The following is a 24,138-nucleotide window of genomic DNA, read 5'->3' as shown; positions in this document are numbered from 1 at the left end:
GCGCGGCTGGGACCATGGCCACCATGGTCCCAGCCCCCTCACGTCTTCAGCAGACCCGCATATCCACCCCCACACCCCGTCCCGCGCGCACCTTCCTCGTCCTCTTCGCCGCCTGCGCGGGGCAGTTCCTCGTCGTCCTCGACGTCTCCGTCGTCAATGTGGCCCTGCCGTCCATGCGCGCCGACCTCGGGCTCTCCACCGCCGGCCTGCAATGGGTGCTCAACGCCTACGCCATCGCCTTCGCCGGATTCATGCTCCTCGGCGGTCGGGCCGCCGACATCTTCGGGCGCAAACGGACCTTCCTCCTCGGCCTCGGTCTCTTCACCGTCGCCTCCCTCGTCGGAGGACTGGCGCAGGAGGGCTGGCAGTTGCTCGCAGCCCGGGCCGTGCAGGGCCTCGGCGCGGCGGTCCTCGCGCCGGCCACCCTCACCATCGTGACCTCGGCCGTGCCCGCGGGCCCGGCCAGGACCCGGGCGATCGGCACCTGGTCGGCGGTGGGCGCCGCGGGCGGAGCGGCCGGCGGGTTCGTGGGCGGCGCACTCACCGATCTGCTCTCCTGGCGCTGGGTGCTCCTCATCAACGTGCCGGTCGGTGCGTTGGTCATCGTCGGCGCTGCCATCTGGCTCACCGAAAGCCGTGAGAGTGTGAGCCGCCGTCTCGATCTGCCCGGCGCGGTCCTGGTCACCGCAGGTCTGGCCGCGGTCGCCTACGGCATCGTCCAGACCGAAGAGGCCGGTTGGGCCACCGGCGAGACGCTGGTGCCGCTGCTGGGCGGTCTTGTGGTGCTGGGGGTGTTCGCCCTGGTGGAGGCCCGTACCGCCGTTCCGTTGATGCCGTTGAAGGTGTTCCGCTCACGAGCGGTCACCGCGGCCAACGCCACGATGATGATCATCGGTTCGGCATCCTTCACCATGTGGTTCTTCATGACGATGTACGCCCAGAACGTGTTGGACTACTCGCCCCTGAAGGCGGGGTTGGCCCTCATCCCCAGTTCGGTCGCCGTCGTGGTCGGATCGACGCTGGCGCCCCGGCTGATGCATCGGGCCGGAGCGGCGAACATCGCCGTCATCGGCGCACTGGTGGCCGCGGTCGGTCTCGGCTGGCAGTCGACCATGACCGCCGACGGCGGCTATCTCGTGGCGATCATGATTCCGGGCGTGCTGATGATGATGGGCATCGGCCTCTCGGCCACCCCGCTCGCCGCGCTCGCGATGGCCGGAGCGGGGCCGGGGGACTCCGGTCTGGTCTCCGGGCTGATCAACACCTCGCGCACGATGGGCGGCGCCCTGGGGCTCGCCATCTTCTCGACGGTCGCGGCCTCCCGCACGGGGGACAGTACGGCCGCGGCCGATCTGACCGACGGGTACGCGCTCGCCTTTCGGGTGGGCGCGGGTTTGCTGCTGACCGGAGCCGTGTTGATGGCCCTGTGGTTGCCGCGTCGGACGGACGCCCCCTGAGCGCACGGAGTAGGACCACGGGTTTGTGCTGGTGGTCATGGACTCCGGATGGCCGGAGTCGACGGGCGGTCAGCGTTGTGGCTCCCCGTCGAGTTCGCCCCCCGCCAACGCCGGATCGATCACCACCTCGCCCGTGAGCACGCTGCGCACCGCCCGGGCCAGGTCCTCCACCGGACCGTCCTTCACCAGCAGGCCCGACACCCCGGCGGCCAAGGCCCGGGCCAGTTGGCCGGGGCGGGCCGAGGTCGCCAGGATCACCACCCGGCACTCCGGCACTTCCTCCCGCAGCGCCGCTGCGGCGTCCAGCCCGCTCAGCCCGGGGAGTTCGACCTCCAACAGGGCGACGTCCGGACGGGTCTCCAGAGCCGTTCGGACCACCTCGTCGCCCCGTTTCACTTCGGCGACCACATGGAAGCCCGGCACCAGCCCGAGGAGCAGGGCGAGTGCGCCGTGCTGCCCGCTGTCGTCCTCGGCGAGCAGGATGCGCAACGACGGCGCGGGGCGATGGTCCCGAGGCATCTCTTCCACGGCGTCATCGTAGGTGGCGGAACCGCCACGACCTGGGAGGACGCCTCCGTCATCACCGGGTGAACTCAGCTGGCGAAGCCCCCTTCCACGCACCCGCCCAGGGCAGTGGAGTGCGCGGTGGTCCATGCGATGAGGACAGGGGAGACGGAGCCCGATCAGGACTGACGCCAGGTCAGTTCAGGCTCTTTCACGGTTCGTACGGGAGGGTGCATGCCGGTCCCGGTACGGCCGGACCGCATCGCCCACCGTGTCCAGAGGCGGACCCGACGACCGACCCGATCGTGGCCCCACCGGGACCGGTGCTCCCGTGCGCGGGCACGGGAGCACCGGACTCCAGTCGAAGGGCCCCTGGTCGTGGGGCCCTTCCTCATCAGCTCATCAGCTCGTCGCCGCGCCGGACGGTCCCTGGCGGCGGTGCTTGCCGTGCGGCTCTGCTGCGGAGTCCTCCGCAGCAGCCGCTACCCCCCGGTGCTTTCCGGCGCCGTTGGCCGCAGACCCCGTCGCCTCGTGCGCAGGCGTCTCGATCGTGTCGGTTCCGGCTTCAGACATGTGGGACTGACCCCCCGTTGTAGTCGTTGAATGACTTTGAGGGCGAAAAGTCTAACCAGGGCCGATGCGTCCACCGAGCGGTGCCTGCTGCAACGGGATCGGTCGATAGCCCTCCGGCCCGCCCGTACCCCCGAGGCGCACGGTCCGCTGGGCGTCCACCACGCCCCTGGCGTCCTGATCCTGCACCTCGCCGGACGGCCCGTCCCCTGCTCCCCGACCGTCGGTGAACACGCTCGCCGTGCCGATCCTGGCGATGGCGCACGGCATCCCCGGGGTCGACACCGGCAGTCCCAGCACACCGTTCGGATCCCACCAGCCCGCACCGGCCAACCAGCCCTCGGGCCCGGGCCGCAGATGGAGCCGTCGCCCCTCGGGCCGCCAGACCCCCAGGTGCGTACCGCCGTCAGCGGCCCGGATACACAACGCCACCGCGCAGCGCTCCGGCGTCAGCAACCGTCCCGGCTGGAGGGCGAACGGGGTCACGGTGGCCGCAGGATCGGTCGGTTGCAGGGACGTGGGGAACCGCACCGGCAGGCCGCTTCCCCAGACGCCCCAGCCGAGCCGGTCCCGTCCCGGAGCGTTCGACCTGATCAGGAGCAGACCGCTGTCGACATCGGCCAGCAGGAGCCGGTCCTCGCTGCCGTCCGCGACCTGGAGCAGCGGCGTCACTTCGCCGGCGCGCCCCAGGTCCACGGCCACCGCCTTGCGCGGCCCTCCGTCCAGCCGGCGGTCCAGGGCGAGCACGCGCCCTTCGCGATCCAGCCACACCCCGCCGGAGCAGTGTCCGGGCACGACGGCCACCCGCTCGGGTCCGAAGGCGCCGCCCGCCACCAGCCAGATCGTGGACGCCCGCTCCCCGGGGGCGATCGCGTACGCCCGGCGCCCGTCAGGTGCGGGGGGAAGGAGCGCGAGGTCTGGTGATTCGGGTGTCTCGACCGCGCCGATCGGCAGTTCTCCCGTGCCCTGTCCGGCCGGGTAGAGCAGGGAGAAGAGGTGCCGCCCGCCCACCGGGCGCCGGATCAGCACCTGGCCGTTGGCGAGCGGCTGAAGGTCGGTGCCCGCCTCTTCGGGCTGGGCCAGTGGCAGCGGAACGGCGTGCGGTGCGGACCCCCGGAGCGCCCACCGCTCGGGGAACAGGGCCTCACCCGCTCCCGCCAGTCGTGCTCCGTAGGAGCCGTTCGCCGTGATCGTGAACGCGGTCGATACCGCACGCGTACGAAATGCTTCCGGCGCCGTGTCCTGCGCGGCGGACTCGATGGCACAGGCTGTCATCGGTTCGTCACCTCCGGTCACGAAGCTAGATTTCGCACGCCCAACCGAACCTCGCGAGTCCTCCTCGTTCACACATATGGATGGCGGGACGGCGAATCGCCGATGGCCGCGGAACCGTTTGTGCTCCGGCCGCGTCCAGATGTCCCCGCATGGCGGCCCATCCGCCCCAGTCATGGCCTTCCCGGGGCTCCACCCCAGCTCCGCAGGGTTTCGAGGACCGGACGCACCACGGCTTCCACAGCCCGAAGGCCCGTTCCCGAAGCGAACGCGCACCCGATCCGACGCCTCCCGTCCTGCCCTCACCCGGCCGGACCGCGCGGCCGTCCACCAAGGCGACGCCCGAGCCGTCGACCCGTGGGCCGCGGGCAGCCCGCAGCGTCCTCCTGCCGCTCTCCAGAGCTCAGGACCAGCGCCGCACCCGGCGCGGGTAACCTGTCTGCGTGCCCCGCCTCTCTGAAGTCATCGACGCCCTCGACGCCCTGTGGCCACCCGCGCGGGCCGAACAGTGGGACGCCGTCGGCACCGTCTGCGGTGACCCCGGCGCACAGGTGCAGCGGGTGCTGTTCGCCGTCGACCCGGTCCAGGAGATCGCGGACGAGGCGGTGGACATCGGGGCACAGCTGATCGTCACCCACCACCCGCTCTATCTGCGCGGTACGACGACGGTCGCCGCCGGCCACTTCAAGGGCCGGGTCATCCACACGCTGATCAAGAACGACATCGCCCTGCACGTCGCGCACACCAATGCCGACACCGCCGATCCGGGTGTCTCCGACGCCCTCGCGGGCGCTCTCGACCTGCGGGTCGTACGGCCCCTGGTGCCCGACCCGACCGATGCCTCCGGGCGCCGCGGGCTCGGCCGCATCTGTGAACTGGACCACCCCCAGTCCCTGGCGGAGTTCGCCGCCCGCGCCGCCGAGCGACTGCCCGCCACCGCCCAGGGAATCCGCTTCGCGGGCGATCCCGACGCCGTCGTGCACACGGTCGCCGTGAGCGGCGGCTCGGGCGACAGCCTCTTCGACGTGGTGAGGGCGGCAGGCGTGGACGCCTTCCTCACCGCCGATCTACGTCACCATCCCGTCTCCGAGGCCACCCAGCACTCCCCGCTGGGCCTCGTGGATGCCGCACACTGGGCCACCGAATGGCCCTGGTGCGAACTCGCGGCCAGCCAACTCGACGAGATCTCCGACCGGCACGGCTGGGACCTGCGGGTCCACGTCTCCCGCACGGTCACCGATCCCTGGACCTCCCAACTCTCCTCACGTCTCTCTTCTCCTGGAGCCCCCAACTGAACGCCGCGCCCGCCGACCAGATCCGACTCCTCGACGTCCAGGCCCTCGACGTACGACTGTCGCAGCTCGCCCACAAGCGGAAGTCGCTGCCGGAGCACGCCGAGATCGACTCGCTCACCAAGGACCTCGCCCAGCTGCGCGACCTGCTGGTCGCCGCCCAGACGCAGGAGAGCGACACCGCCCGCGAGCAGACGAAGGCCGAGCAGGACGTGGACCAGGTGCGTCAGCGCGCCGTACGCGACCAGCAGCGGTTGGACTCCGGCGCGGTCAGCTCCCCCAAGGACCTGGAGAGCCTCCAGCGCGAGATCGTCTCCCTCGCCAAGCGCCAGGGCGACCTGGAGGACATCGTCCTCGACGTGATGGAACGCCGTGAGACCGCCCAGGAGCGGGTCAAGGAGCTGACCGACCGCGTCGCCGCCGTCGAGGCCAAGACCAACCTCGTGACCGCCCGCCGGGACAGCGCCACCCAGGAGCTGGACGACGAGGCAGCGGCGGTGACCAAGGAGCGCGAGGCCATCTCGGCCGTCGTCCCGGCCGATCTGCTGAAGCTGTACGAGAAGCTCCGGGTGCAGCAGGGCGGCGTCGGCGCCGCCCGTCTCTTCCAGCGCCGCTGCGAGGGCTGCCAGTTGGAGCTGAACATCACCGAGGTCAACGAAGTGCGGGCCGCGCCCCGCGACACGGTGCTGCGCTGCGAGAACTGCCGTCGGATCCTGGTCCGCACCCAGGAGTCGGGGCTGTAGTGACCGCCGTACGGAAGTTCGTCGTCGAGGCCGACGGCGGCTCCCGGGGCAATCCGGGACCGGCCGGGTACGGCGCGGTGGTGATCGACGCGGGCACCGGTGAGACGCTCGCCGAGGCCGCCGAGTACATCGGCGTGGCGACGAACAACGTCGCCGAGTACCGCGGTCTGATCGCCGGTCTGCGGGCCGCGCACGCGCTGGCGCCCGATGCCGCCGTCCACGTCCGGATGGACTCCAAGCTGGTCGTCGAGCAGATGTCGGGGCGCTGGAAGATCAAGCACCCCGATATGAAGCCGCTGGCGGCCGAGGCGGGCGGCGTCTTTCCGCGGTCGGCCGTCAGCTACGAGTGGATCCCGCGTGCGCAGAACAAGCACGCGGACCGCCTGGCCAACGAGGCGATGGACGCCGGCAAGGCCGGCCGGCAGTGGGAGCCCGCTCGTTCCACGGCCGAACTCGACGTACCGGCCAGGGTGGTGGGCGATGCGGCGGCCGGTGCCGCGAAGGCGCGTGCGGCGCTGTCCGGGCACGCCGTCGAGCCGGCGGGTTCCGTGGCCGAGGCGCCCGCGCCACCGCCGGTCGGCTGGGGTCCGTCCGCCGACCTCGGCGCACCCACCACCTTCGTCCTGCTCCGCCACGGCGAGACCGCACTGACGCCCCAGAAGCGCTTCTCGGGCAGCGGCGGCACCGATCCCGCACTGTCCGATGCGGGCCGACGGCAGGCACGGGCCGTGGCGACCGCGCTGCTGGCCAGGGGCACCGTCCAGGACGTCGTCAGCTCCCCCCTCCGGCGCTGCCGGGAGACGGCCGCAGCGGTCGCCGAGGAACTCGGCCTCGACGTCCATGTCGAGGACGGCCTGAGGGAGACCGACTTCGGCGCCTGGGAAGGGCTGACCTTCGCCGAGGTGCAGGAGCGGTACCCGGACGACCTGACGGCCTGGCTGGCCTCCGCGAAGGCCGCGCCGACGGGCGGTGGCGAGAGCTTCGCCGCCGTCTCCCGGCGCACGGTGTCCGCCCGGGACCGGCTGCTGTCCCGGTACGCCGGCCGTACGGTCCTGTTGGTCACCCATGTCACACCGATCAAGACCCTGGTCCGGTTGGCGCTGGGGGCACCGCCCGAGTCCCTGTTCCGGATGGAGCTCTCGGCCGCCTCGGTGTCGGCCGTCGCGTACTACGCGGACGGCAATGCATCCGTACGGCTGCTGAACGACACCTCGCACCTCCGGGGTTAGCTCACGGCGGTGGCGGTGGCGGCGGCTCGGGATCCGGTGGCAGATCCGTGTCCACCGGCCCGGGCCACACCAGCAGCACCGGACAGGGCGCGTGGTCCACGACGAACCGGCTCGCCGGCCCCAGACTGTGCGGCCCCGGCCGGTCCCGGTCGCCGTCCCGGGCCAGGACGAGCAGTTCGGCCCCACGGGCGGCGGCCACCACCTCCCGCTCCACCCGGCCGGTGCGCTCCCACCGGGTGCAGGGGCGGTCGAGGCGCTCCGCGGCCTGTGACAGCAGCCGGTCGGCCGACCGCGCCGCCAGATCGGCCAGTCGCTCCCCGGGGTCCGGTTCGCGCTGGCCCCGCCCCAACAGCCCGGCGTACGCGCCCCGGGCCACTCCCGGGACCTGAGGCCCCGAGACGTGCAACAGGACGACCTCCGACGCCGCGCGCCCGGCCTCGTACCGCCGGACGGCGTCCACGCACGCGGGCCAGGTGCCTTCGACGATCCAGGCGACCACCGCCATGTCACACCTCCGCTGAAGACCCCGCCGGCGGCGCGGATCAGACGCCGATGACCGCCAGCGAGGCCCACAGTGCCAGGACGGAGACGGTCAGCGTGGCAGGCACGGCGAGCAGCCCCAACCGGGTGAACTCGCCCAGGTCCACATCGCTGTCGTGGTCCCGGACGATCTGTCGCCACAGCAGCGTGGCGAGCGAACCCGCGTACGTGAGGTTGGGGCCGATGTTGACCCCCAGCAGCACCGCGAGAACGGCGGCCGGGCCGATCGCGGCGGCCAACGGCAGCAACACCAGCACCGCGGGCAGGTTGTTGATGACATTGGCGAGCACGGCCGCCAGCGCGGCGATCGTGAACAGCGCGGCGAGGCCGGTCCCGCTCGGCATCAACCGGCCGAGGGCGTCCGCCAGCCCGTGGTCCACGAGCGCGCGCACCACGATCCCCAGGGCCAGCACGAAGGCGAGGAACGGCACCGCGGCCGAACGCACCAGGGCCCGTACCGTGGTGCGCCGCTTGACCAGTGCCCGTACGGCGAGCACTGCGGCCCCCGCGAACGCCGCCCAGGCCGGGCCGATGCCGACCGCCGATGCCAGGACGAAACCGGCGAGCGTGCCCGCCAGCGTGGCCAGCGCGAACACCGGCACCGCAGGGGCCTCGACGGCGGCGGGAGGGCTCGCCCCCGCGTCCAGATCGGTGACGAAGAAGCGGCGCAGCACCACGTACTCCACGGCGATCGCCGCGAGCCAGGGCAGCGCCATCAACGCGGCGAACCGGGTGAAGCTCAACCCGCTCGCGGCGAACGCGAGGAGATTGGTGAGGTTGGAGACCGGCAACAGCAGGGACGCCGTGTTGGCCAGATGGGTGCAGGCGTAGACGTGCGGGGTCGGTCGTGCGCCGAGCCGGGCGGCGGTGGCGAAGACGACCGGGGTCAGCAGTACGACCGTGGCGTCGAGGCTGAGCACGGCGGTAACGGCGGACGCGACCACGAAGACCTGGGGGAGCAGCCGCCGCGGATGTCCGCGGGCGGCGCGCGCCATCCACGCCCCGCACGCCCGGAAGAGGCCCTCGTCGTCACAGAGTTGTGCGAGGACCAGCACCGCGGCCAGGAACCCGATCACGGGCCCGAGTTGTTCCGCTTCCTGCCACGCCCGGTCCAGGGGCAGCAGGCCGGTGGCGATCGCGACGACCGCGGCGGGTACGGCGATGACGGCCTCGGGCCAGCCCCAGGGGCGGACGACGGCGGCGAGGAGCACGACGACCAGCAGGAGTGCGGCGAGCGCGGTCGCCCAGGCCCCGCTCAGGGTCGTGCCCGGAACGGCGAACGGTGTGCGCCGACCGGGGAGACACGGCTCGGTGCGGTCACTGCCGAGGCGGAAGCCCCCGGGCCCCGCCCACGGGTGCGTCCCACACGATCACGGTCGGCGGCGCTCGTTCCGGAGCGCGGAGCAGGGGCTTTCGACATGGAGGGGAGTCTTCCAGAGCCGGTGAACGCCGTTCGGGAGCGACCTCGGCCGTTGGCGGACGCGGGGCCGGGTGGCGATCCGTGCGGGCGGTCGTCCGGGGTCGACCGGGGCGGACCGCCTCAGCTGCGCAGTGCGGCGGCGGAGGCGGCCAGTTCCTCCACCCGGGCCCAGTCCTTGGCGGCCAGCGCGTCCGGGGGCAGCATCCAGGTGCCGCCGACGCAGCCCACGTTGGGGAGTGCCAGATAGGAGGCGGCGTTGGCGGGGGAGATCCCACCGGTCGGGCAGAAGCGCGCCCGGGGCAGTGGGCCGGCGATGGAGCGGAGATAGGCGGTGCCGCCCGCCGCCTCGGCCGGGAAGAACTTCATCTCGTCCACCCCCTGCTCCAGCAGGGCCACCACCTCCGACACCGTGGAGACCCCGGGGAGGAACGGCACCCCGGACGCCCGCAGCGCGTCCAGCAGCCGATCCGTCCAACCCGGGCTGACCAGGAACCGGGCGCCGGCGTCGGTCGCGGCCCGTACGTTCTCGGCGGAGATCACCGTGCCGGCACCGACCACCGCCTGCGGCACTTCGGCCGCGATCGCTTTGATGGCGTCCAGCGCGGCGGGCGTCCGCAGTGTCACTTCGATCGCGGGCAGTCCGCCCGCGACGAGGGCTCGGGCGAGCGGCACGGCGTCATCGGCGTCTTCGATGACGACGACGGGGACGACGGGTGCGAGATCAAGGACGGAGGTCATGCGCTCATCCTGCCTTCCCCCTCGCGCAGAACGCAACGCCCGTTGCGCAGAGCGCAATGCCGCTTTCAGTGGATCTCGGAGACCACCACATCGAGCGCCCAAGGGCGCCCCTTCCCCTCGGGAGCCGTGGCCTCGACCGTGTGCCCGAGCTCCCGCAGCACCTCCACCAACTCCGCCGGACCCTTCGGGCGAGCCCCCGACACCATCAGGTCCCGCACGATCCGCCCCTTCGTCGCCTTGTTGAAGTGACTCACGACCGAACGCCGCTCCACCCCGTCGACGATCTGCGCGTGCAGCACCCGCACCGTCGCCGTACGAGAGGCCACCTCACCCTTCGGCTTCCACGCCCCCGCATACGCCGCCGAGCGCAGGTCCAGCACCAGCCCCCGGCCCGCCACCTCGGGCAGCACCGACTCCATCGGCCCCCGCCAGTGCGCGGCGAGCGAACCGAGACCCGGCAGCTTCACCCCCATCGAACAGCGGTACGACGGAATCCGGTCCCCGATCCGGACCGCTCCCCACAGCCCGGAGAACACCAGCAGGGACGCCCGCGCCCGGCGCTTGGCATCCGGCTCCAACGACGACAGACCCAATGCGTCGTAGAGGACCCCCGTGTAGACGTCACCGGCCGGCCGGGTGCCCGCGGACCGCAGCACCACGTTCTTGGCCACCTCGCCCCGCAGACCCTCACTGAGCCCGAGCACCCGCTGGGCCTTGACCTCGTCGGCCGCGCACAATTCCACCAACTCGTCCAGGACCGCGGCCCGCGCCCCGGACAGCCCCGGTAGCGAGAGCGACTCGGGCTTCAGCGGAGCGCCGCGCCCGGACGCGGCCTTTCCCTCCGACGGCGGCAACAGCACGAGCACGAACGTTCTCCTCACGGCGCACGGTGAACAGGGGCAGGTAGAGGGCGAAGACCCTCGCGCCAGCGTACGCGCCGCACCCGTCACCCCGGCGCCGCCACCGGCCGGGCACGAGCCCCTTCGGGGGCGGCCCCGCAGTCGGAGTGCCGACCGCACCGCCCCGCCCTACCCTCGAACCATGCCCCGCCGCCCCCTGCACACCACGGGCCCGCCGAGCGCCCCGCTCCAGGTCGCGCTGCGTGAACTGCGTACGGAACTCGGGGTCCCCGACGACTTCCCACCGGCCGTACTCGCCGAGGCCCGCACCGCCGCCGAAGCCCCTCGGCTACCACGGACCGACGCCACGGACCTCCCCCTCTTCACCATCGACCCACCCGGCTCCGCCGATCTCGACCAGGCCGTGCACCTCGCCCGCCACGGCAGCGGCTACCGGGTCCACTACGCCATCGCCGACGTGGCCGCCTTCGTCACACCCGGCGGCCACCTGGACACCGAAGCCCGGCGCCGGGTCCAGACCCTCTACTTCCCGGACGGCTCCGTACCCCTGCACCCACCGGCCCTCTCCCACGCCGCGGCCAGCCTGCTGCCGGGACACACCGCGCCCGCCCTGCTCTGGCGCTTCGACCTCGACGCCGAAGGCCGTACCCGCTCGGCCGAAGTGCACCGCGCCCTGGTCCGCAGCCGGACCCGACTCGACTACGCGACCGCCCGGCGCCTGATCGACGACGGCACCGCACCCACCGCGCTCGCCCTGCTCCGGGACATCGGCCTGCTGCGGGAGGAGTTGGAGCGCGAACGCGGCGGGATCTCCCTGAACGTCCCCGAACAGGAGATCACCGGCCAGGACGGCCACTACGCCCTGGAGTACCGCACCCCGCCCCCCGCGGAGGGCTGGAACGCACAGATCTCGCTGATGACCGGCATGGCCGCGGCCGACATCATGATCGAGTCGGGTACCGGTGTCCTCCGCACCCTCCCCACCGCCCCCGACGGCGCCGTCGCCCGGCTGCGACGCTCCGCACTGGCCCTGCACATCGACTGGCCCCACCACGTCTCGTACGCCGATGTCATCCGCTCCCTCGACCCGCGCGACGCCCGCCACGCCGCCTTCCTCCAGGACTGCACCACCCTCCTCCGCGGCGCCGGTTACACCGTCTTCACCGGCGGCCGACTGCCCTCGCAGGCTGTCCATGCGGCGGTGGCCCACGAGTACACCCACTGCACCGCACCCCTGCGCAGATTGGTGGACCGGTACACGGGCGAACTCTGTGTCGCCGCCTGCGGGGGACAGGGCGTACCGGAATGGGTACTGGAAGCACTGGAGAGCCTCCCGGGCCGGATGGCGGAGGGCTCCCGGCGCGCCAACACGGTGGAACGCGAGTGCGTGGACCTCGTCGAGGCCGCGCTCCTCAGCGGTCGCGTGGGGGAGGAGTTCGACGCGGTCGTGGTCGACGTCAAGGAGAACGAGCCCACGGTCGGCACCGTCCATCTGACGGACCCGGCCGTGGTCGGACGCATCGAGGCCGACCGCGAACTCCCCCTCGGCGAACCCCTGCGGGTCCGTCTCACCCAGGCGTCCCCCGGCACGGCGAAGGCACTGTTCGTCCCCGCCTGACCGCCGCTGCGCCGGCCGCGCCCGGTCGCCCGTGCCCGATCGCCCGATCACGGCGGGTACGATGGCCAGCACGGCAGACGAGCCGGGCGGACGGCCGCGTGAAGATCCTTCGGGCTCTTCCCGAGGAACGTCCGGACTCCACACGGCAGGGTGGTGGCTAACGGCCACCCGGGGCGACCCGCGGGACAGTGCCACAGAAAAAAAACCGCCGGGGACCGTATTCGTACGGGCCTCGGTAAGGGTGAAACGGTGGTGTAAGAGACCACCAGTGCCCAGGGTGACCTGGGCAGCTAGGTAAACCCCACCCGGAGCAAGGTCAAGAGGAGAGGCTGTAACAGGCCACTCTGCGCGGACGTTCGAGGGCTGCCCGCCCGAGTCCGCGGGTAGACCGCACGAGGCCGGTGGCAACACCGGTCCTAGATGGATGGCCGTCGCCCCGACGACCGCGAGGTCCCGGGGCACAAAATCCGGCGTACAGCCCGACTCGTCTGCCCCCCAACGGCTTCTGGCCGGCAGATCTGCGGTAAGGAGAAGCGCTGTGCCCCTGGTGTCTGTCGTGATGCCCGTGTACAACTCGGCAACGACCCTCGGCGCAGCGGTCCGGTCGGTGCTTTCGCAGACCCATGTCGACCTGGAGCTCCTGGTCACGGATGACAAGTCCTCCGACGACTCCATGGACCTGCTCATGGAGTTCGCCCGGCAGGACGAGCGGGTCCTGCCGGCATCGGCACCGGAACAAGGCGGTGCCGGCCGGGCACGGAACCTCGCCATCGAGCGGGCGCGCGGGGATTACATCGCCTTTCTCGACAGTGACGACATGTGGCTTCCGGAGAAGACCGAGCGGCAGATCGCATTCGCTGCGGCGGGCAGTGCGCCCCTGACCTTCACCTCGTACTTCAAGATGGACGCCGACTACGCGGGCGAGAGCACCGACTTCGTCCCGAACGGGCGCGTGATCGCTGCTCGGGAACACGTGGACTACCGCGCGATGCTGGTCCGGGACTACATCGGGGCTCTGACCGCCATGTACGACCGCACCGTCCTGGGCACCCGGCTGATGCCGGAGATGCGGAAGCGGCAGGACTACGCCCTGTGGTTGTCGATCATGCGCGAAGGCGCTGATGCCCGGGGTCTGCGCGAGCCGCTTGCCGTGTACAGGTCCCACCAGGCGGGATCGCTGTCCTCCAACAAGTTGTCGCTGGTCCGGTACAACTGGGAGCTGTACCGCGAGCACGAGGGTCTGTCGGTCCCCCGGTCGACGCGTGCGCTGGCCGGCGCTGCGTGGCAGTCACTGCGCAACTCGCGTATCTGAAGGGTGTTGCGGAAGCTCTTGAGGGCCGAACGCCCGTCCGGCCAGGGCCATCCGTACGCCACCGCCGCCCACCCGGGCGAGGGCCTTTTCTGACTGGATGTGAGTCGTGGCCCGCTGGTGGGCGACGGCCTTGGCCCAATTCGCCTCGGTGACTGTGCTCGGTGCGGCATGACGTCATGACACCCCCACGGTGTCATGAGGTCGACCGGATCGGCTTCCGTCCGGTGGAGGGGCTTTGCACCGGTGCGGCCGTCGGGTAGCGGTGGACCGAGGCGACGATCACCAGGGCGGCGACGACGCCGACCGCGGCGGCCGTGACGGCGACGCCGGTGCCGTCGTGGTGGCTGAGCGCCCAACCTCCGAGAGCACCGGCCACGGCGATTCCGAGGTAGAGACCGCTGGTGTTGAGGGCGACGGCTTCGGCTTCGGCGCCCCTGGCGAGTTCGAGTGCGCGGGCGTTCATGGGCGGGTTGAAGCCCCATCCCGTGAAGCCCCAGACGGCCAGCACGATGACGACGAGCCAGATCGGCGCCCCGTGGGTGAGGGTCCCGATGAGGGCGAGCGCGGCGGTTGCCGTGACCAGCCCGGTGAAGGTGGTGATCAGAGTGCGGTCGGACCCCCAGCGGTCGGTGAGGCGTCCGCACAGATAGGTCCCGAGGGCGCCGGAGACGCCGATGACGGAGATGAACAGCGCGAGGACGGAGCCGTCGCGGCCGGTGAGGTCATGGGTGAGGGGTGCGATGTAGGTGTAGGTCATCAGTCCGCTGGAGGCGCCGAGCACCGTGCCGGCGACACAGAGGAGAACGGCGGGGCGGGAAAGGGCCCGCAGTTGTTGGCGTACGCCGATCTCCGGGGCGCCCGGTAGGGCCGGAAGGATACGGAGGGAAACGAGGGCGACGGCGGTGCTGGCGAGGGCGACGGCCAGGAAGGTGACGCGCCAGCCGTGGGCGGAGCTGAGGAGGGTGCCGACGGGGACGCCGATGAAGAGGGAGACGGTGAGCCCTGCGGCGACGGTGCCCATGGCCCGGCCGACGCGTTCCGGTGCGGAGGCGCGCGCGGCGAGCGCGAAGACGGCCGGCGTGATGGTCGCGGCGATCAGCGCCGTGAGGACGCGCATGACGGTCAGTGCGGTGTGGTGGGGAGCGAGGGCGGTGATGGCGTTGGCCAGGGCGAAGACGGCGAGCCCACCGACGATGACGGGCTTGCGGGGCAGACGGGCGGTCGCGACCGCCAAGGGCGGGGCGGCGATCGCGTAGGTCACGGAGAACACCGTGACCAACTGACCCGCCGCTGCTTCACTGACGTTCAGGTCCGATGCGATCTCGGGGAGCATCCCCGCGATCACGAAGTCATCCGTCCCGATCACGAACGTCGTCAGGAACAAGCACAACAACCACCCGGAACCAGCCTGACCAGCAGAGACCTTCACAACAGATGTCATGGCCGGACGGTAGGGCCCTGACACTACTGTCAACGTCAAGCGAGCGGACACCCGTGCTCTTCCTGGAGCACCGGTACGTGGGACATCATGGCCCGGTTCAGTCCGAGGTTCCGTCTCGGCTCCTGCGCGTTCGGGACGTCGCGGTGCGTCGGGCCTCGGTCGGTGCCATCGAGGCTTCCAACGCATCGCTGTGTTGGGCCAGTCGGTCCCGGACCTCCTGGAGGCGTGAGATCCGCCTGTCCAGTGATTCCAAGCGCTCGCGGGCCGTGACGAGTTCGCCCGTGCATCTCCCCGACGTCGCCAACGGTCGCTCCAGACAACCCTGCTCGACGTAGCGGAGCACGTCGTCCGTGGTCAGGCCGACGTCGAGCAGGTCCTTGATGTTGCGCGCCCGTACCAGAGCGGCTTCGTCGTAGTGGCGGTAGCCGTTGCTGTCGCGGGAGGGAGACAGGAGCCCCTGTTCCTCGTAGTAGCGCAGAGAGCGGGTGCTGGCGCCGATGCGCTCCGCGAGTTCTCCGATGCGCATGGTCCCCCTGCTGTCCTAACGGTGTGGCTGACTCGGACTTGTGCCCCGACCATCTTCCGCTGAGCGGGGTCCATCTCCGTTACGTCCGGCCCTTCCGCGTGCAGTTGGCCGATTCTCGATCGTATGGCTGTGTACGGGAGCCGGCGCTGGCCCTCGCCGACGGGACCGGTCGGGTGTCCGGGCATGGCGGTAGGGGGATTGCCTGTGCGTGCGCCCCCGTCGTGCCGGTGTGGACTGCCGGCGCATCGAAATCCGTGCCCCCACCTGGATGTGGACACGGCCATCGGCCATTCCCCGTGGCCGGTGATCTTCCCCCCGCTTGGTCGAAGCCCTCTAGGTCGTCTCAGACACGGCCCAGTCGTCCCGATCGGCCGATTCGGTCACGATGCGCTGCACTCCCAGCGTGAGACGGGTCATCACGTCATCCGCGTACGCCACCCGGTCCTGGTGGAGCGTGACCCCGAGGAGGAACGTCCCGTTCCCCAGTGCGCAGTAGAACAGGGCCCCTTCGTCCACGTCGAGTACGGTCCGGGTCAAGCGCCCGGGGAGCACCGCCTTGAGTGAGTGGTTCAGTCGGGCCACCACGAAGTGCAGCCGCCGCGAGATGTCGTGATAGCGGTCGCGGCGCTGCTGTCTGTTGATCAGGCTGTGGTACTCGGCCAACCCCTCCGCTGCGAGCAGGTCCGTGGAGAGGAAGCCCGAGGTGGGATCGACATAGGCGACGTAGTGCAGGTTCTTCGCGGTGAGCGAGGCGGCGCAGAGTGCTCCGATGCGATCGGCGTCGGGGCCGATGTCGCCGAACACCTCGCGGTGGTGGTGCGCCGGGGCCGAGGAGGGGGTGAAGGGCAGTTCAGCCGGGGCCGGGCGTTCCGAAGACGGGGACACCTCGGGTGCGCCGATGAAACCGCCGTAGTCGATGCGCAGTTGGTGGAGTCCCGTGCGGAAGCCGGTCGCGAGCTTGGTCATCGCCCGATCGCCCGCTTCTGCGGTCTCCTTCCCGAGGGAGACACCGGTCAGATAGTGCCCCGGTCGCACGTAGTAGTGGAAGAGGGTGGCCTGGCCCAGTCGTAGGACGGTACGGATCAGTCGTCCGCTTTCGACCGGGCGCAGTGAGCTGTCCATGCGACCGAGCAGGAAGTTCAACTGGCGCCCGATGCGGATGTAGAGGGCGCGATCACCTTCGGACGCGCCTCGGGGTTTGCCGAGCCGGGCGAGCAGGGGGTGGTCGAGGATGTCCACGGAGTAGTTGAAGACGCCGCGATGGTACTCGGCGACGTGGTGCAGGCCCTCGGGGTGCAGTGCCTGTTCACAGAGGTTGATGAAGGCCGAACTGTCGTCCGGCACATGTTCGGCCTTCTTTCGGTGCGGGACGGGCACCACCGGTTTCGTCTGGGCCGGCGGGCCGGCCGTGTCGACGAGCGTGTGGGGCTGGTCTCCCGTTGTCTCCATCACGCCTCCTTCAGGTTGAGAGATCGAAGCCCGAATAGAACAGGGCTGGGTCGAGTGCCTCCATCTGGCGTTTGAGGTCGGCACCGAACGGGGTGTCCAGGGCGGGCAACTCACTGGCGTAGAGCGCTGCCACGGTGTCGGGAGCGTAGGGCAGGTGAATGAGGGTCCTTTCATGGGGTGAGGGGAACAGGCCCCGTTCCAGGGCGTGTTCAGCGGCAGTCGGGTGCGCCGAGCCGTTGGTGGGTGTCGAGCCGTTGGTGGGCGCGGGTCCGGTCCCGTTCGTTGCGGTTCGGGGTTCCACGTCGGCGGCGGATATCGCTCCCGGCGTGGGTTGGTTCTCGACGAGGAGGAGATTGTTGTGGATCAGCCCGTGTTCCTTGAGGCGGTCCACCAGTCGGCGGGTCTCGGGTCGGGCCAGCCCGCCCGGTTCGCTGACCACGGCTATGAACTCCACGGCCCGGCAGATCTCCACCGTGACCTCGCTCCACTCAAAGCCGCAGTCCACCAGCAGGCATCCGGCGAGTTCGACGAGGCGCTGGACCGCCATGCCCATGATCTTGGGCAGGTTGACCAGGTCCTCCAGCGGCGGGTCACCAGGGGTTCCCTGGGTGAGCAGCCACATTTCGCCCTTGCGGCCGTCGGGGGAGCGCATCGGGGTGAGCCTCGGCTCCAGGGAGCGGAAGTCCAGGGGGATCGCACGGTCGAGCGCGAACCCGGTGAAACCCCCGCCGTAGTGCATCGCCGACCCCCACTGGTGGAGCAGTCGGGTGAGCCCGGCGGTCCGTAGGTCGGCGTCCATCAGCATCACGTTCTGGCCGACCGGGCCGACCGCCGCGTCCACCATCGCGCCCGCGGCGATGGTGACCGTACTGGCACCGACCCCCGGGGTGGCGGCCAGCACCGCCACCGACCAGGAGCGCCCGAACTCCCCTTCCAACGAGTGGTCCACCACGGGTTGCCTCCTCAGGGCGACGTGCACCGGGGGCGGGCTCGCAGCCCGCTCCTCAGATGTAGGGGATGTCCAGGTCCAGCTCAATCCGTACTCCCCCTTGTGCCCCCCTGCTGCCGTGCAACCGGGATTCGCCGATCTGAAGATTGGTCGCCGCGAAGACCGTGAGCGGATGCTCGGCGCGCATCCGTTCCCGGAGTCGGTGATACGTGTCCCGGTCGAGCTCCAACGCCTGCTCGGACTCGCCCGCGAACACCAGGGCGTTGCCGTGGTTGAGCGCCGCGATGAGGGTGATCGGATGGTCGGCGCCCAGCGAGTCGACCAGCCCCTGCCACCCCTCGGCACTGAGTTGCGGTCCGTCCGCGCCTTGGCCCGCGGAGCGCTGGCAGAGGGCGAGGTTGACCTGGGCGATCCGCAGGAAGGGGTGGTCCGGCTCCCAGGTGCCGTACTGCGCGACGCACGTCTCGGCCAGCCCTACGGCCTCGGCGTGCTTGCCCAGGAGCCGGAGGTCGGCCGCGAGCGCAAGGCGGGCCGCCACCGTTTCATGGTGGTCGGGGCCTCCGTAGACCAGCAGCCCCTGCACGGTCTCGTCGTCCAGTTTGCGCGCCGCGCTGATGCCGTCCCGGCCGCCGCGGCGCCTGAGGGTGGCAGCGAGTCCCCTGGCTGCGATCAGGGTCGTTGGATCGGACTCCCCGAAGGTGTCGACGGACTCCTTGTAGGCGTACTGAAGATGGCGCATGGACCGGTCGTAGTCCCCGGACTCCCGGTACCTGTTGCCGAGGTGGGCGGCGGAGTCCCAGGTCAGACGGTGCCTGATGCCCAGCATCCGACGGCAGCGCTCGGAGGTCTCGCGGTGGAGGTCCAATGCCTCCTCCGTCATGCCGACCATGGCCAGGGAGAGCGCGAGGTTGCCCTCTGCCATCAGGGTGAAGGGGTGGCCGTCCCCGAACACCTCCATGATGAGTTCCGCCGTGGACTGGTCCTCGGCGAACGCCTCCTGGACCCGCCCGAGCGCCCGTAGTTCGGCGCCCCGCCCCAGCGCGCTGCGCAGGGTGAAGGGGTGGTCGAGGCCGAGCGTCGCCCGCAGTGCGCCGAGTGCCGCGCGGTTGACCTCCTCCGACTCCTTGAACCGGCCCGCGTCCCGATGGACGTTGCCCCATTCGACCCGGAGTCGCAGCAGCAGGGGTTCCCGGGGCGGCAGGACGGTGCTCCAGCGATCGTGCAGCTGCTCGGCGAGTTCGAGGGCGGCGCCGAGCTGACCGGTGAGCCGGCGGGACCTCACCTGGTTGACCAACCACCGCTGCACCTGGGGGTCATCGCTGGTGACGGCCTGCGAGGGGTCGACGTGCTGGTCGAGTTCGGCGAGGACCGGTTCGAAGCGCTCCTCGTCGGTCTCGTCGTCCTGCGGTGAGAAGGCGGCGAGGATCTGGTGGACCGCCGTGAGCGTCTCCGTGCGCTCCTCCAGTGACAGATGGGCGCGCAGCAGCACCAGCCCCATCGGGTCACCGACGATCCGTTCGGACGCGTGGTCGGTGCGGGCCATGGCCCGTGCGGAGAGGTTCCGGAAGGCGGCTCCGAAGGTCACGGAGGTGAGCGGGGCCTGCCCCTGCCGCCGCAGCCACGCCAGCGCCGCGGGGGAGCGCATCAGCTCGATCGACACCCCGCGCGGTGACAGATAGGCCAGCAGCCGCAGAATCCGCTCGGCGGTCGGGTTCTCCGCACGGAGGGCGCCCAACTGCACCGCCCAGGTGGTGTGGGCGGCCGGCGGATAGTCCCCCATGGACGGCGGCGCGGGTTCCTCGGCGGCCCGTGAGCGGTAGAGCCGGACCGCTTCTCCGAGCGGTAGACCGGTGTTGCGCAGCCACGTGGCGGCCAGTTCGACGGACTGCGGCAGTTGCCCCGACACATGGAGGATCTCGGCGGCCATCTCGACGGTGAGACCGGGGAAGTGACGGGCGAGTTGGGCATGGGCCTCGTCCCGGTTGGGCACGGCGACCGCGATGCGGGTGCCGACCGTACCCCACTCGTCCGACTGGGAGGTGATCAGGACGTGCGCGCTGCCGCCGCCTGGCACGAGCCCTTCGAGTTCGGTGGCGCAGGGAGCGTCGTCGAGGACGATCAGGAGCCTGCGGTGACCGCTCGTGGAGCCTTCGCGCAGCACCCGCAGAGCGGTGGTGACCGCGCCCGGCGAGGTGCTGGTGGTGACCTGGAGTCGGGCACCCAACTCGGCCAGCCCGGCCCGGACCAGCGCCGGGGTGTCGGCGTTGATCCACCAGATGGCGTCGTAGTCCGCGGCGAAGCGGTAGACGAACTCCAGGGCGATCTGGCTCTTCCCGACCCCGAGCGGACCGGTGAGGGCGACCGGCAGCACGGGCCGGCCGGGCACCAGGGCGTCACGGAGTTGGTCGAGGTACTCCTCCCTGCCCAGGAAGATGGCGTTGCGGGGCGGGGACTGCCAGATGTCGGGTGCCTGACCGGGGAAGCGGGCACCACCCTCCGTACGGTCGCGGGTGCCCGAGCGCCCGTCCACCTGCTGCCCGTCGAGCGCGAACCGCTCGAACAGCAGACTGCGCGCCTCCCGCTCCCCGAGGCTCTGGAGCAAGGGCCCCTGGAGCCGTGCGATGTGATCTTCGAGGCGGGTCTCCTCGATGGTGACGGCGACCATCCACGGGCTTGAACGCCCGCCGCCCAGCCGCGCCGAGTTGCGTACGCACTGGTCGCTCACCTCCTGGAAGCCGGGGGCCGACGGCAGCGCGGGGGAGACCAGGACGATGGTGAACGTGGGCTCCTGCTCCGAGGGGGACCGCGGCTCCCGGTCGCCGTCGGTGGTCTCGCAGTTGATACCTATGCCCGCCAGTTCGGTGCGAATCCAGTCGGCCCACTGACGGTCCCGGGGCGCGTGCACGATCCGGGCGGTGCGCGGCCCGGGCGGGGTGATCTCCTCGAACCGGTTCGCGTACTCCCGTCGGAGTCGCTCGGGGACCGGGCGGATCACGTTCACATCGCCGCGGCTGATCTCCTCGGCGATCCGCAGGTACGCCTGGAGCTGACTGGAGTGCTCGCCCGGCTCCACGACGAACGGGACCAACAATTCCTCGTAGGAGAAGGTGGCGGAGTGTCGCACCTCGACCTGACTCCAGTACTCGGTGGTGCCACCGACGACGAGCGGCCCCACGATGCCCGCGAACTGCTGCTCCACGTAACGGCGTCGGGTCATCGCCTTGCCGCGGTCGACCCGCTCGATCCGCATCGGCACCGGCAGGATCCGGATCTCCCGACCGGTGCGCTTGGCCTGTTCGTGGACCTGTCGGGCGACTGCGGCCGTGCCCTCGATGGACTGGTTGCTGAGGTTGAAGCCGCCGACCAGCACATCGGGGAGCCACAGGGTGCAGACGCTGGCGTTGTCCGAGTGGCCGGTGCGGCTGTCGATCAGCACATAGTCGTAGCCGGAGTTCCGCAGCCGCTCCCGCAGGGTGTGGACGAACCGGGCCCCCGCCTGCTGGCCGTAGAACCGGGCCCAGTCGAACAGGGCCACATCCTTGCTGTACGTCTCGCTCTGGCAGCCCGGGCCGAGGAAGGAGATGCTGCCGCCGTCCGAAGGGAAGTGGTTCCAGCGCACGGTGTCGGCCCACGCGTCCACCGCGGTGTGGAGGTCGAGGAGTTCGCCCAGCCGGGCTTCGTGTGCGGGCTGCGCCAGCCGTTGTGCGACCAACTCCTCCACGGCCGATCCGTAGTCGCGCACCATCTCCGCGACCCCTTGCAGCCGGGTGAGGTCGGGATCGGAGAGGAAGGGGCGCAGGAAGCGGTGCAACCCGGGGGACTCCAGATCCCAGTCGATGACCAGCACGCGATTGCCGTCGCTCGCGAGGAGCCAGGCGACGTTGGCGAGGGCCATGGTGCGGCCGACCCCGCCCTTGTAGGAGTAGAAGGTGACGATGGTCGCCGTGCCGTCGCCCGCAGGGGCTCCGGCGGCATAGGGCTCCACGCTGCTCATCGATACCGCTCCACGTGTTCACATCAGCTGTGCGGTCCCCGGAGGATGGGACGTTCACCCTCTTCCGGGGAAGAGAACCAGGACCTGCGCTGAGCCATCGCGTGTTGCTGTCCGGAATCGAAAGCTCCGGAACTGTGTGCGCCGTGCTCCTGTATTCCGGAGGGGGACGGCGCTGCGATGCTCCCGGACTGCCACGGTACCTGGAGGGGAGCGGGGTTGTTATCCCATGAGAAGGCCGGCATGCGGGAATGGGTGGTGAATTGCGTGAGGTAGTCGACATCGTGAACCGTCATCACCGGAGGTGGGTGCAGTGCGGCGCCCGCGACGCGCTCGGCGACATTCCGTACGACCTTGAGATATCCACCCCGGGCCGCCGGATCGCGGACCAGGTGCCCGAGCCCTCGTCGCGGGTAGTCGCTGCCCGCGGGCCCGGCCAGTCGACCGGCCTCCTCGACCCAACGCGCGGGTAGCCCCGCCGTGTCCCACACCACGTTCACCGGGGAGAGGGCCGCATCGCCCGTGCGATGACTGCGCCACCCCATGCGCTCACTGAAGACGGACAGGTCAAAGGTGCAGCAGGGGCTGCGGAAGTACTCCACGGTGTACAGCACGACCAGTGCGCGACAGGCCATCGCGGGTGTGCTCGGCGGCACATCGGCACCCCGCAGCCCGAAGAGCCCGGCAGCCTCTGGCACCTCCGACGCCCCACCGCTCACGGCGGCCCGGCGCTGCCGGTCGGCCAGCACGCCGTCGAACTGCGCCTCACGTCCCAATCGGGTGCGCAACTCCCCCTGGAGATCAGTGAGGAATTGTTCGACGTATTGTCTGCCGCCACCGTCTATGGCGTGACTAATGAAAAAGTACGGGCCCATGTGCCCCCGTCCCCCGCCCCTAGATCAGTAAGCTGATCACCTTTTCGCTCACCGGCTCGACATTCAATCGGCAGACATCCTCATGATAGGAAGAAAAGGCCGCCCTGTGACCTCCTTATGACAGGTATCCGCCAGTGTCCGAAGACTGTCGGTCACGCGATCTCGCACATGGTCGATCAAGGCGCGCAGATCCCCGCAGTAGCAGGACGGATTGTCGAAACCGTTCCGCGGCTCGTAGCGATGGGCCCGCAACCCGCCGCCGCACACCCGCACCACCGGGCACGCCCTGCACTGTCGGCACAGCCCGGCGATGCCGGCCCGCTCGGCCGCGAACCCCGGATGCCCCGCGACCTGGTCGAAGTCATGGGTGTAGACGTGGCCACCGGTGTGGACGGCCTTGTCGTACGCCGTTCTGAGGACGTCGTTCTGCTCGATGGTCCCGTCCGACTGCACGACCACCGAGTCGGAACCGAGGGGTCCCCATGTCTCGCTCGCACTCGCCCCACCGAGTTGTACGTCCACCAACGCATCGAAGATCCGCACCGGAACCTCACGCACCGGAGCATCGAACCAGCGATCGAAAACGGCTGAAAGCCATGCGCCGTACGGAGTACCGCCCGGGTCTGCGCCCGGCGGAGGGAACTCCCATGTGGCGTGCGGAAGCAGTAGGTCCACGGCGGGCGGGTCAAAGGCGAGCAGCGCTTCGTAGGTGGCCACCGGATCGGCCTCAAGGTCCACCACGCACAACAGCCCGCGGTACAGCTTCCGGTAACGCTCACCGCGCAACAGCCGCAGACCCCGCGCCACATCGGTGTACGTGCCCCTGCCCGAACGGTAGGGCCGCCGCCGGTCATGGGTTTCGGCGGTGCCGTCGAGACTGACCCCCACCTGGATCCCCCGACGCTCGAACACATCGAGGAACCGGGGGTCGATCAGGGCCCCATTGGTCTGCACGGCGAGGTCCAACCTGGTGTCGAGCCCCTCCCAGGCGTCCTGCAGCGCCCCGGCCAGACGGTCGATGCGCTCCGGGCCGGCGAGCAGCGGCTCCCCACCGTGCAACATGACCTGGACCTCGGCGGGACGGTGTCGGCGCACATGGTCCGCGATCCGCCGGGCGGTGCGGTCCATCACCGCGGGCGCCATCACCAAGGGCTGCTCGGTCCACCCGCGGTCGCGCAGTTCGTAGACGTAGCAGTCGGGGCAGGAGAAGTTGCACCGGCTGTACAGCTTCACGATGAACTGGGTGAAGGCGCCCGGGGGTTGGGGATCGCACTCGGCGGCACCCGCCGCTCCTCCCCGTAACGGGATGCACTGCGCCCGCTGTGCGCCCGACCCATGCGAACGCCCCCTGC

At 70.7% G+C, this 24,138-nt stretch carries 19 protein-coding genes, 1 other RNA gene and 1 pseudogene; 7 read left to right on the top strand and 14 right to left on the bottom strand.

Translation table 11 applies throughout. The annotated features are described in order from the left end of the window. Nucleotides 1-23 precede the first annotated feature (23 nt). On the top strand, nt 24-1,457 hold the full coding sequence (locus ABZ348_RS21060; RefSeq protein WP_358935185.1) for an MFS transporter: 1,434 nt from the start codon (nt 24-26) through the stop codon (nt 1,455-1,457). Between the two features lie 102 nt (nt 1,458-1,559). Here the strand turns inward: ABZ348_RS21060 and ABZ348_RS21055 are convergent. From ABZ348_RS21055 to ABZ348_RS21045, 3 genes and pseudogenes are all read right to left on the bottom strand, one after another. Continuing rightward, nucleotides 1,560-1,976 (bottom strand): annotated as a pseudogene (locus tag ABZ348_RS21055) (response regulator); the annotation flags it as partial. 387 nt (nt 1,977-2,363) lie between these two features. Then, nucleotides 2,364-2,534, bottom strand: a complete 171-nt coding sequence (locus ABZ348_RS21050; RefSeq protein WP_358935183.1) for a hypothetical protein — start codon at nt 2,532-2,534, stop codon at nt 2,364-2,366. A 51-nt stretch (nt 2,535-2,585) separates the two neighbouring features. Continuing rightward, the gene (locus ABZ348_RS21045) at nt 2,586-3,806 is read right to left on the bottom strand and encodes a hypothetical protein (RefSeq protein ID WP_358935182.1); all 1,221 of its coding nucleotides are present in this window, start codon (nt 3,804-3,806) and stop codon (nt 2,586-2,588) included. A 440-nt stretch (nt 3,807-4,246) separates the two neighbouring features. On the opposite strand from ABZ348_RS21045, the gene ABZ348_RS21040 reads away from it, so the two are divergent. From ABZ348_RS21040 to ABZ348_RS21030, 3 genes are read left to right on the top strand one after another with little or no spacing between them, the layout of a single operon-like run. Continuing rightward, a complete protein-coding gene (locus ABZ348_RS21040) occupies nt 4,247-5,098 on the top strand; it encodes a Nif3-like dinuclear metal center hexameric protein (RefSeq protein ID WP_358935180.1) in 852 nt (283 codons plus the stop codon). Further along, nucleotides 5,095-5,838: a C4-type zinc ribbon domain-containing protein gene (locus ABZ348_RS21035; RefSeq protein WP_358935227.1), complete on the top strand. Its 744-nt coding sequence runs from the start codon at nt 5,095-5,097 to the stop codon at nt 5,836-5,838. The genes ABZ348_RS21040 and ABZ348_RS21035 overlap by 4 nt, the downstream gene beginning before the upstream one ends. Further along, entirely contained in the window at nt 5,838-7,067 is a 1,230-nt protein-coding gene (locus ABZ348_RS21030) for a bifunctional RNase H/acid phosphatase (RefSeq protein WP_358935178.1), read from the top strand. Before ABZ348_RS21035 ends, ABZ348_RS21030 begins: the two co-directional genes overlap by 1 nt. Nucleotide 7,068: 1 nt before the next feature. Here ABZ348_RS21030 and ABZ348_RS21025 read toward each other — a convergent pair whose 3' ends face one another. The 4 genes from ABZ348_RS21025 to yaaA form a co-directional block, all read right to left on the bottom strand. Further along, on the bottom strand, nt 7,069-7,572 hold the full coding sequence (locus ABZ348_RS21025) for a universal stress protein (protein ID WP_358935176.1): 504 nt from the start codon (nt 7,570-7,572) through the stop codon (nt 7,069-7,071). Nucleotides 7,573-7,609: 37 nt separating this feature from the next. Beyond that, nucleotides 7,610-8,866 carry an SLC13 family permease gene (locus ABZ348_RS21020; protein WP_358935225.1) on the bottom strand — a complete coding sequence of 419 codons (1,257 nt, stop codon included), beginning with the start codon at nt 8,864-8,866 and terminating at the stop codon, nt 7,610-7,612. Between the two features lie 281 nt (nt 8,867-9,147). Next, nucleotides 9,148-9,765 (bottom strand): bifunctional 4-hydroxy-2-oxoglutarate aldolase/2-dehydro-3-deoxy-phosphogluconate aldolase, encoded by a 618-nt coding sequence (locus ABZ348_RS21015; protein ID WP_358935174.1) that lies wholly within the window; start codon nt 9,763-9,765, stop codon nt 9,148-9,150. A gap of 65 nt (nt 9,766-9,830) precedes the next feature. Beyond that, nucleotides 9,831-10,631: a peroxide stress protein YaaA gene (gene yaaA / locus ABZ348_RS21010; protein ID WP_358935172.1), complete on the bottom strand. Its 801-nt coding sequence runs from the start codon at nt 10,629-10,631 to the stop codon at nt 9,831-9,833. 175 nt (nt 10,632-10,806) lie between these two features. Here yaaA and ABZ348_RS21005 point away from each other — a divergent pair, with 175 nt between their 5' ends. The 3 genes from ABZ348_RS21005 (at nt 10,807) to ABZ348_RS20995 (ending at nt 13,555) form a co-directional block, all read left to right on the top strand. Next, nucleotides 10,807-12,243 carry an RNB domain-containing ribonuclease gene (locus ABZ348_RS21005; protein ID WP_358935170.1) on the top strand — a complete coding sequence of 479 codons (1,437 nt, stop codon included), beginning with the start codon at nt 10,807-10,809 and terminating at the stop codon, nt 12,241-12,243. A gap of 78 nt (nt 12,244-12,321) precedes the next feature. Then, an RNA gene (rnpB, locus tag ABZ348_RS21000) (RNase P RNA component class A) lies at nt 12,322-12,734 on the top strand. Between the two features lie 47 nt (nt 12,735-12,781). Then, complete coding sequence (locus ABZ348_RS20995; protein ID WP_358935168.1) at nt 12,782-13,555, top strand: glycosyltransferase family 2 protein; 774 nt, start codon at nt 12,782-12,784, stop codon at nt 13,553-13,555. A 193-nt stretch (nt 13,556-13,748) separates the two neighbouring features. Here the strand turns inward: ABZ348_RS20995 and ABZ348_RS20990 are convergent, their stop codons facing one another. The 7 genes from ABZ348_RS20990 to ABZ348_RS20960 form a co-directional block, all read right to left on the bottom strand. Next, nucleotides 13,749-14,996: an MFS transporter gene (locus ABZ348_RS20990; RefSeq protein ID WP_358935166.1), complete on the bottom strand. Its 1,248-nt coding sequence runs from the start codon at nt 14,994-14,996 to the stop codon at nt 13,749-13,751. Between the two features lie 97 nt (nt 14,997-15,093). After that, the gene (locus ABZ348_RS20985; protein ID WP_358935164.1) at nt 15,094-15,522 is read right to left on the bottom strand and encodes a MerR family transcriptional regulator; all 429 of its coding nucleotides are present in this window, start codon (nt 15,520-15,522) and stop codon (nt 15,094-15,096) included. 333 nt (nt 15,523-15,855) lie between these two features. Further along, complete coding sequence (locus ABZ348_RS20980) at nt 15,856-16,971, bottom strand: hypothetical protein (protein WP_358935162.1); 1,116 nt, start codon at nt 16,969-16,971, stop codon at nt 15,856-15,858. A 10-nt stretch (nt 16,972-16,981) separates the two neighbouring features. After that, entirely contained in the window at nt 16,982-17,923 is a 942-nt protein-coding gene (locus ABZ348_RS20975; protein WP_358935160.1) for a hypothetical protein, read from the bottom strand. Between the two features lie 52 nt (nt 17,924-17,975). Beyond that, nucleotides 17,976-21,914 (bottom strand): FxSxx-COOH system tetratricopeptide repeat protein, encoded by a 3,939-nt coding sequence (gene fxsT / locus ABZ348_RS20970; RefSeq protein WP_358935158.1) that lies wholly within the window; start codon nt 21,912-21,914, stop codon nt 17,976-17,978. Nucleotides 21,915-21,937: 23 nt separating this feature from the next. Then, a complete protein-coding gene (locus ABZ348_RS20965; RefSeq protein WP_358935156.1) occupies nt 21,938-22,786 on the bottom strand; it encodes a hypothetical protein in 849 nt (282 codons plus the stop codon). Nucleotides 22,787-22,849: 63 nt separating this feature from the next. Further along, entirely contained in the window at nt 22,850-24,094 is a 1,245-nt protein-coding gene (locus ABZ348_RS20960) for an FxsB family cyclophane-forming radical SAM/SPASM peptide maturase (protein WP_358935223.1), read from the bottom strand. Between the last annotated feature and the right edge of the window lie 44 nt (nt 24,095-24,138).

It is taken from the genome of Streptomyces sp. NPDC005963 (genome assembly GCF_040638655.1).
Lineage (GTDB): Bacteria > Actinomycetota > Actinomycetes > Streptomycetales > Streptomycetaceae > Streptomyces.
This window is presented reverse-complemented; position numbering and strand designations above follow the sequence as displayed.

Coding starts and splice junctions, on each gene's coding strand:
- ABZ348_RS20985 (WP_358935164.1), bottom strand. CDS start 15,522: ATGCGCATCGGAGAACTCGCGGAGCGCATCGGCGCCAGCACCCGCTCT.
- ABZ348_RS21005 (WP_358935170.1), top strand. CDS start 10,807: ATGCCCCGCCGCCCCCTGCACACCACGGGCCCGCCGAGCGCCCCGCTC.
- ABZ348_RS21045 (WP_358935182.1), bottom strand. CDS start 3,806: ATGACAGCCTGTGCCATCGAGTCCGCCGCGCAGGACACGGCGCCGGAA.
- ABZ348_RS21050 (WP_358935183.1), bottom strand. CDS start 2,534: ATGTCTGAAGCCGGAACCGACACGATCGAGACGCCTGCGCACGAGGCG.
- ABZ348_RS20965 (WP_358935156.1), bottom strand. CDS start 22,786: ATGGGCCCGTACTTTTTCATTAGTCACGCCATAGACGGTGGCGGCAGA.
- fxsT (WP_358935158.1), bottom strand. CDS start 21,914: ATGAGCAGCGTGGAGCCCTATGCCGCCGGAGCCCCTGCGGGCGACGGC.
- ABZ348_RS21025 (WP_358935176.1), bottom strand. CDS start 7,572: ATGGCGGTGGTCGCCTGGATCGTCGAAGGCACCTGGCCCGCGTGCGTG.
- ABZ348_RS20990 (WP_358935166.1), bottom strand. CDS start 14,996: ATGACATCTGTTGTGAAGGTCTCTGCTGGTCAGGCTGGTTCCGGGTGG.
- ABZ348_RS21015 (WP_358935174.1), bottom strand. CDS start 9,765: ATGACCTCCGTCCTTGATCTCGCACCCGTCGTCCCCGTCGTCGTCATC.
- ABZ348_RS20980 (WP_358935162.1), bottom strand. CDS start 16,971: ATGGAGACAACGGGAGACCAGCCCCACACGCTCGTCGACACGGCCGGC.
- ABZ348_RS21060 (WP_358935185.1), top strand. CDS start 24: ATGGTCCCAGCCCCCTCACGTCTTCAGCAGACCCGCATATCCACCCCC.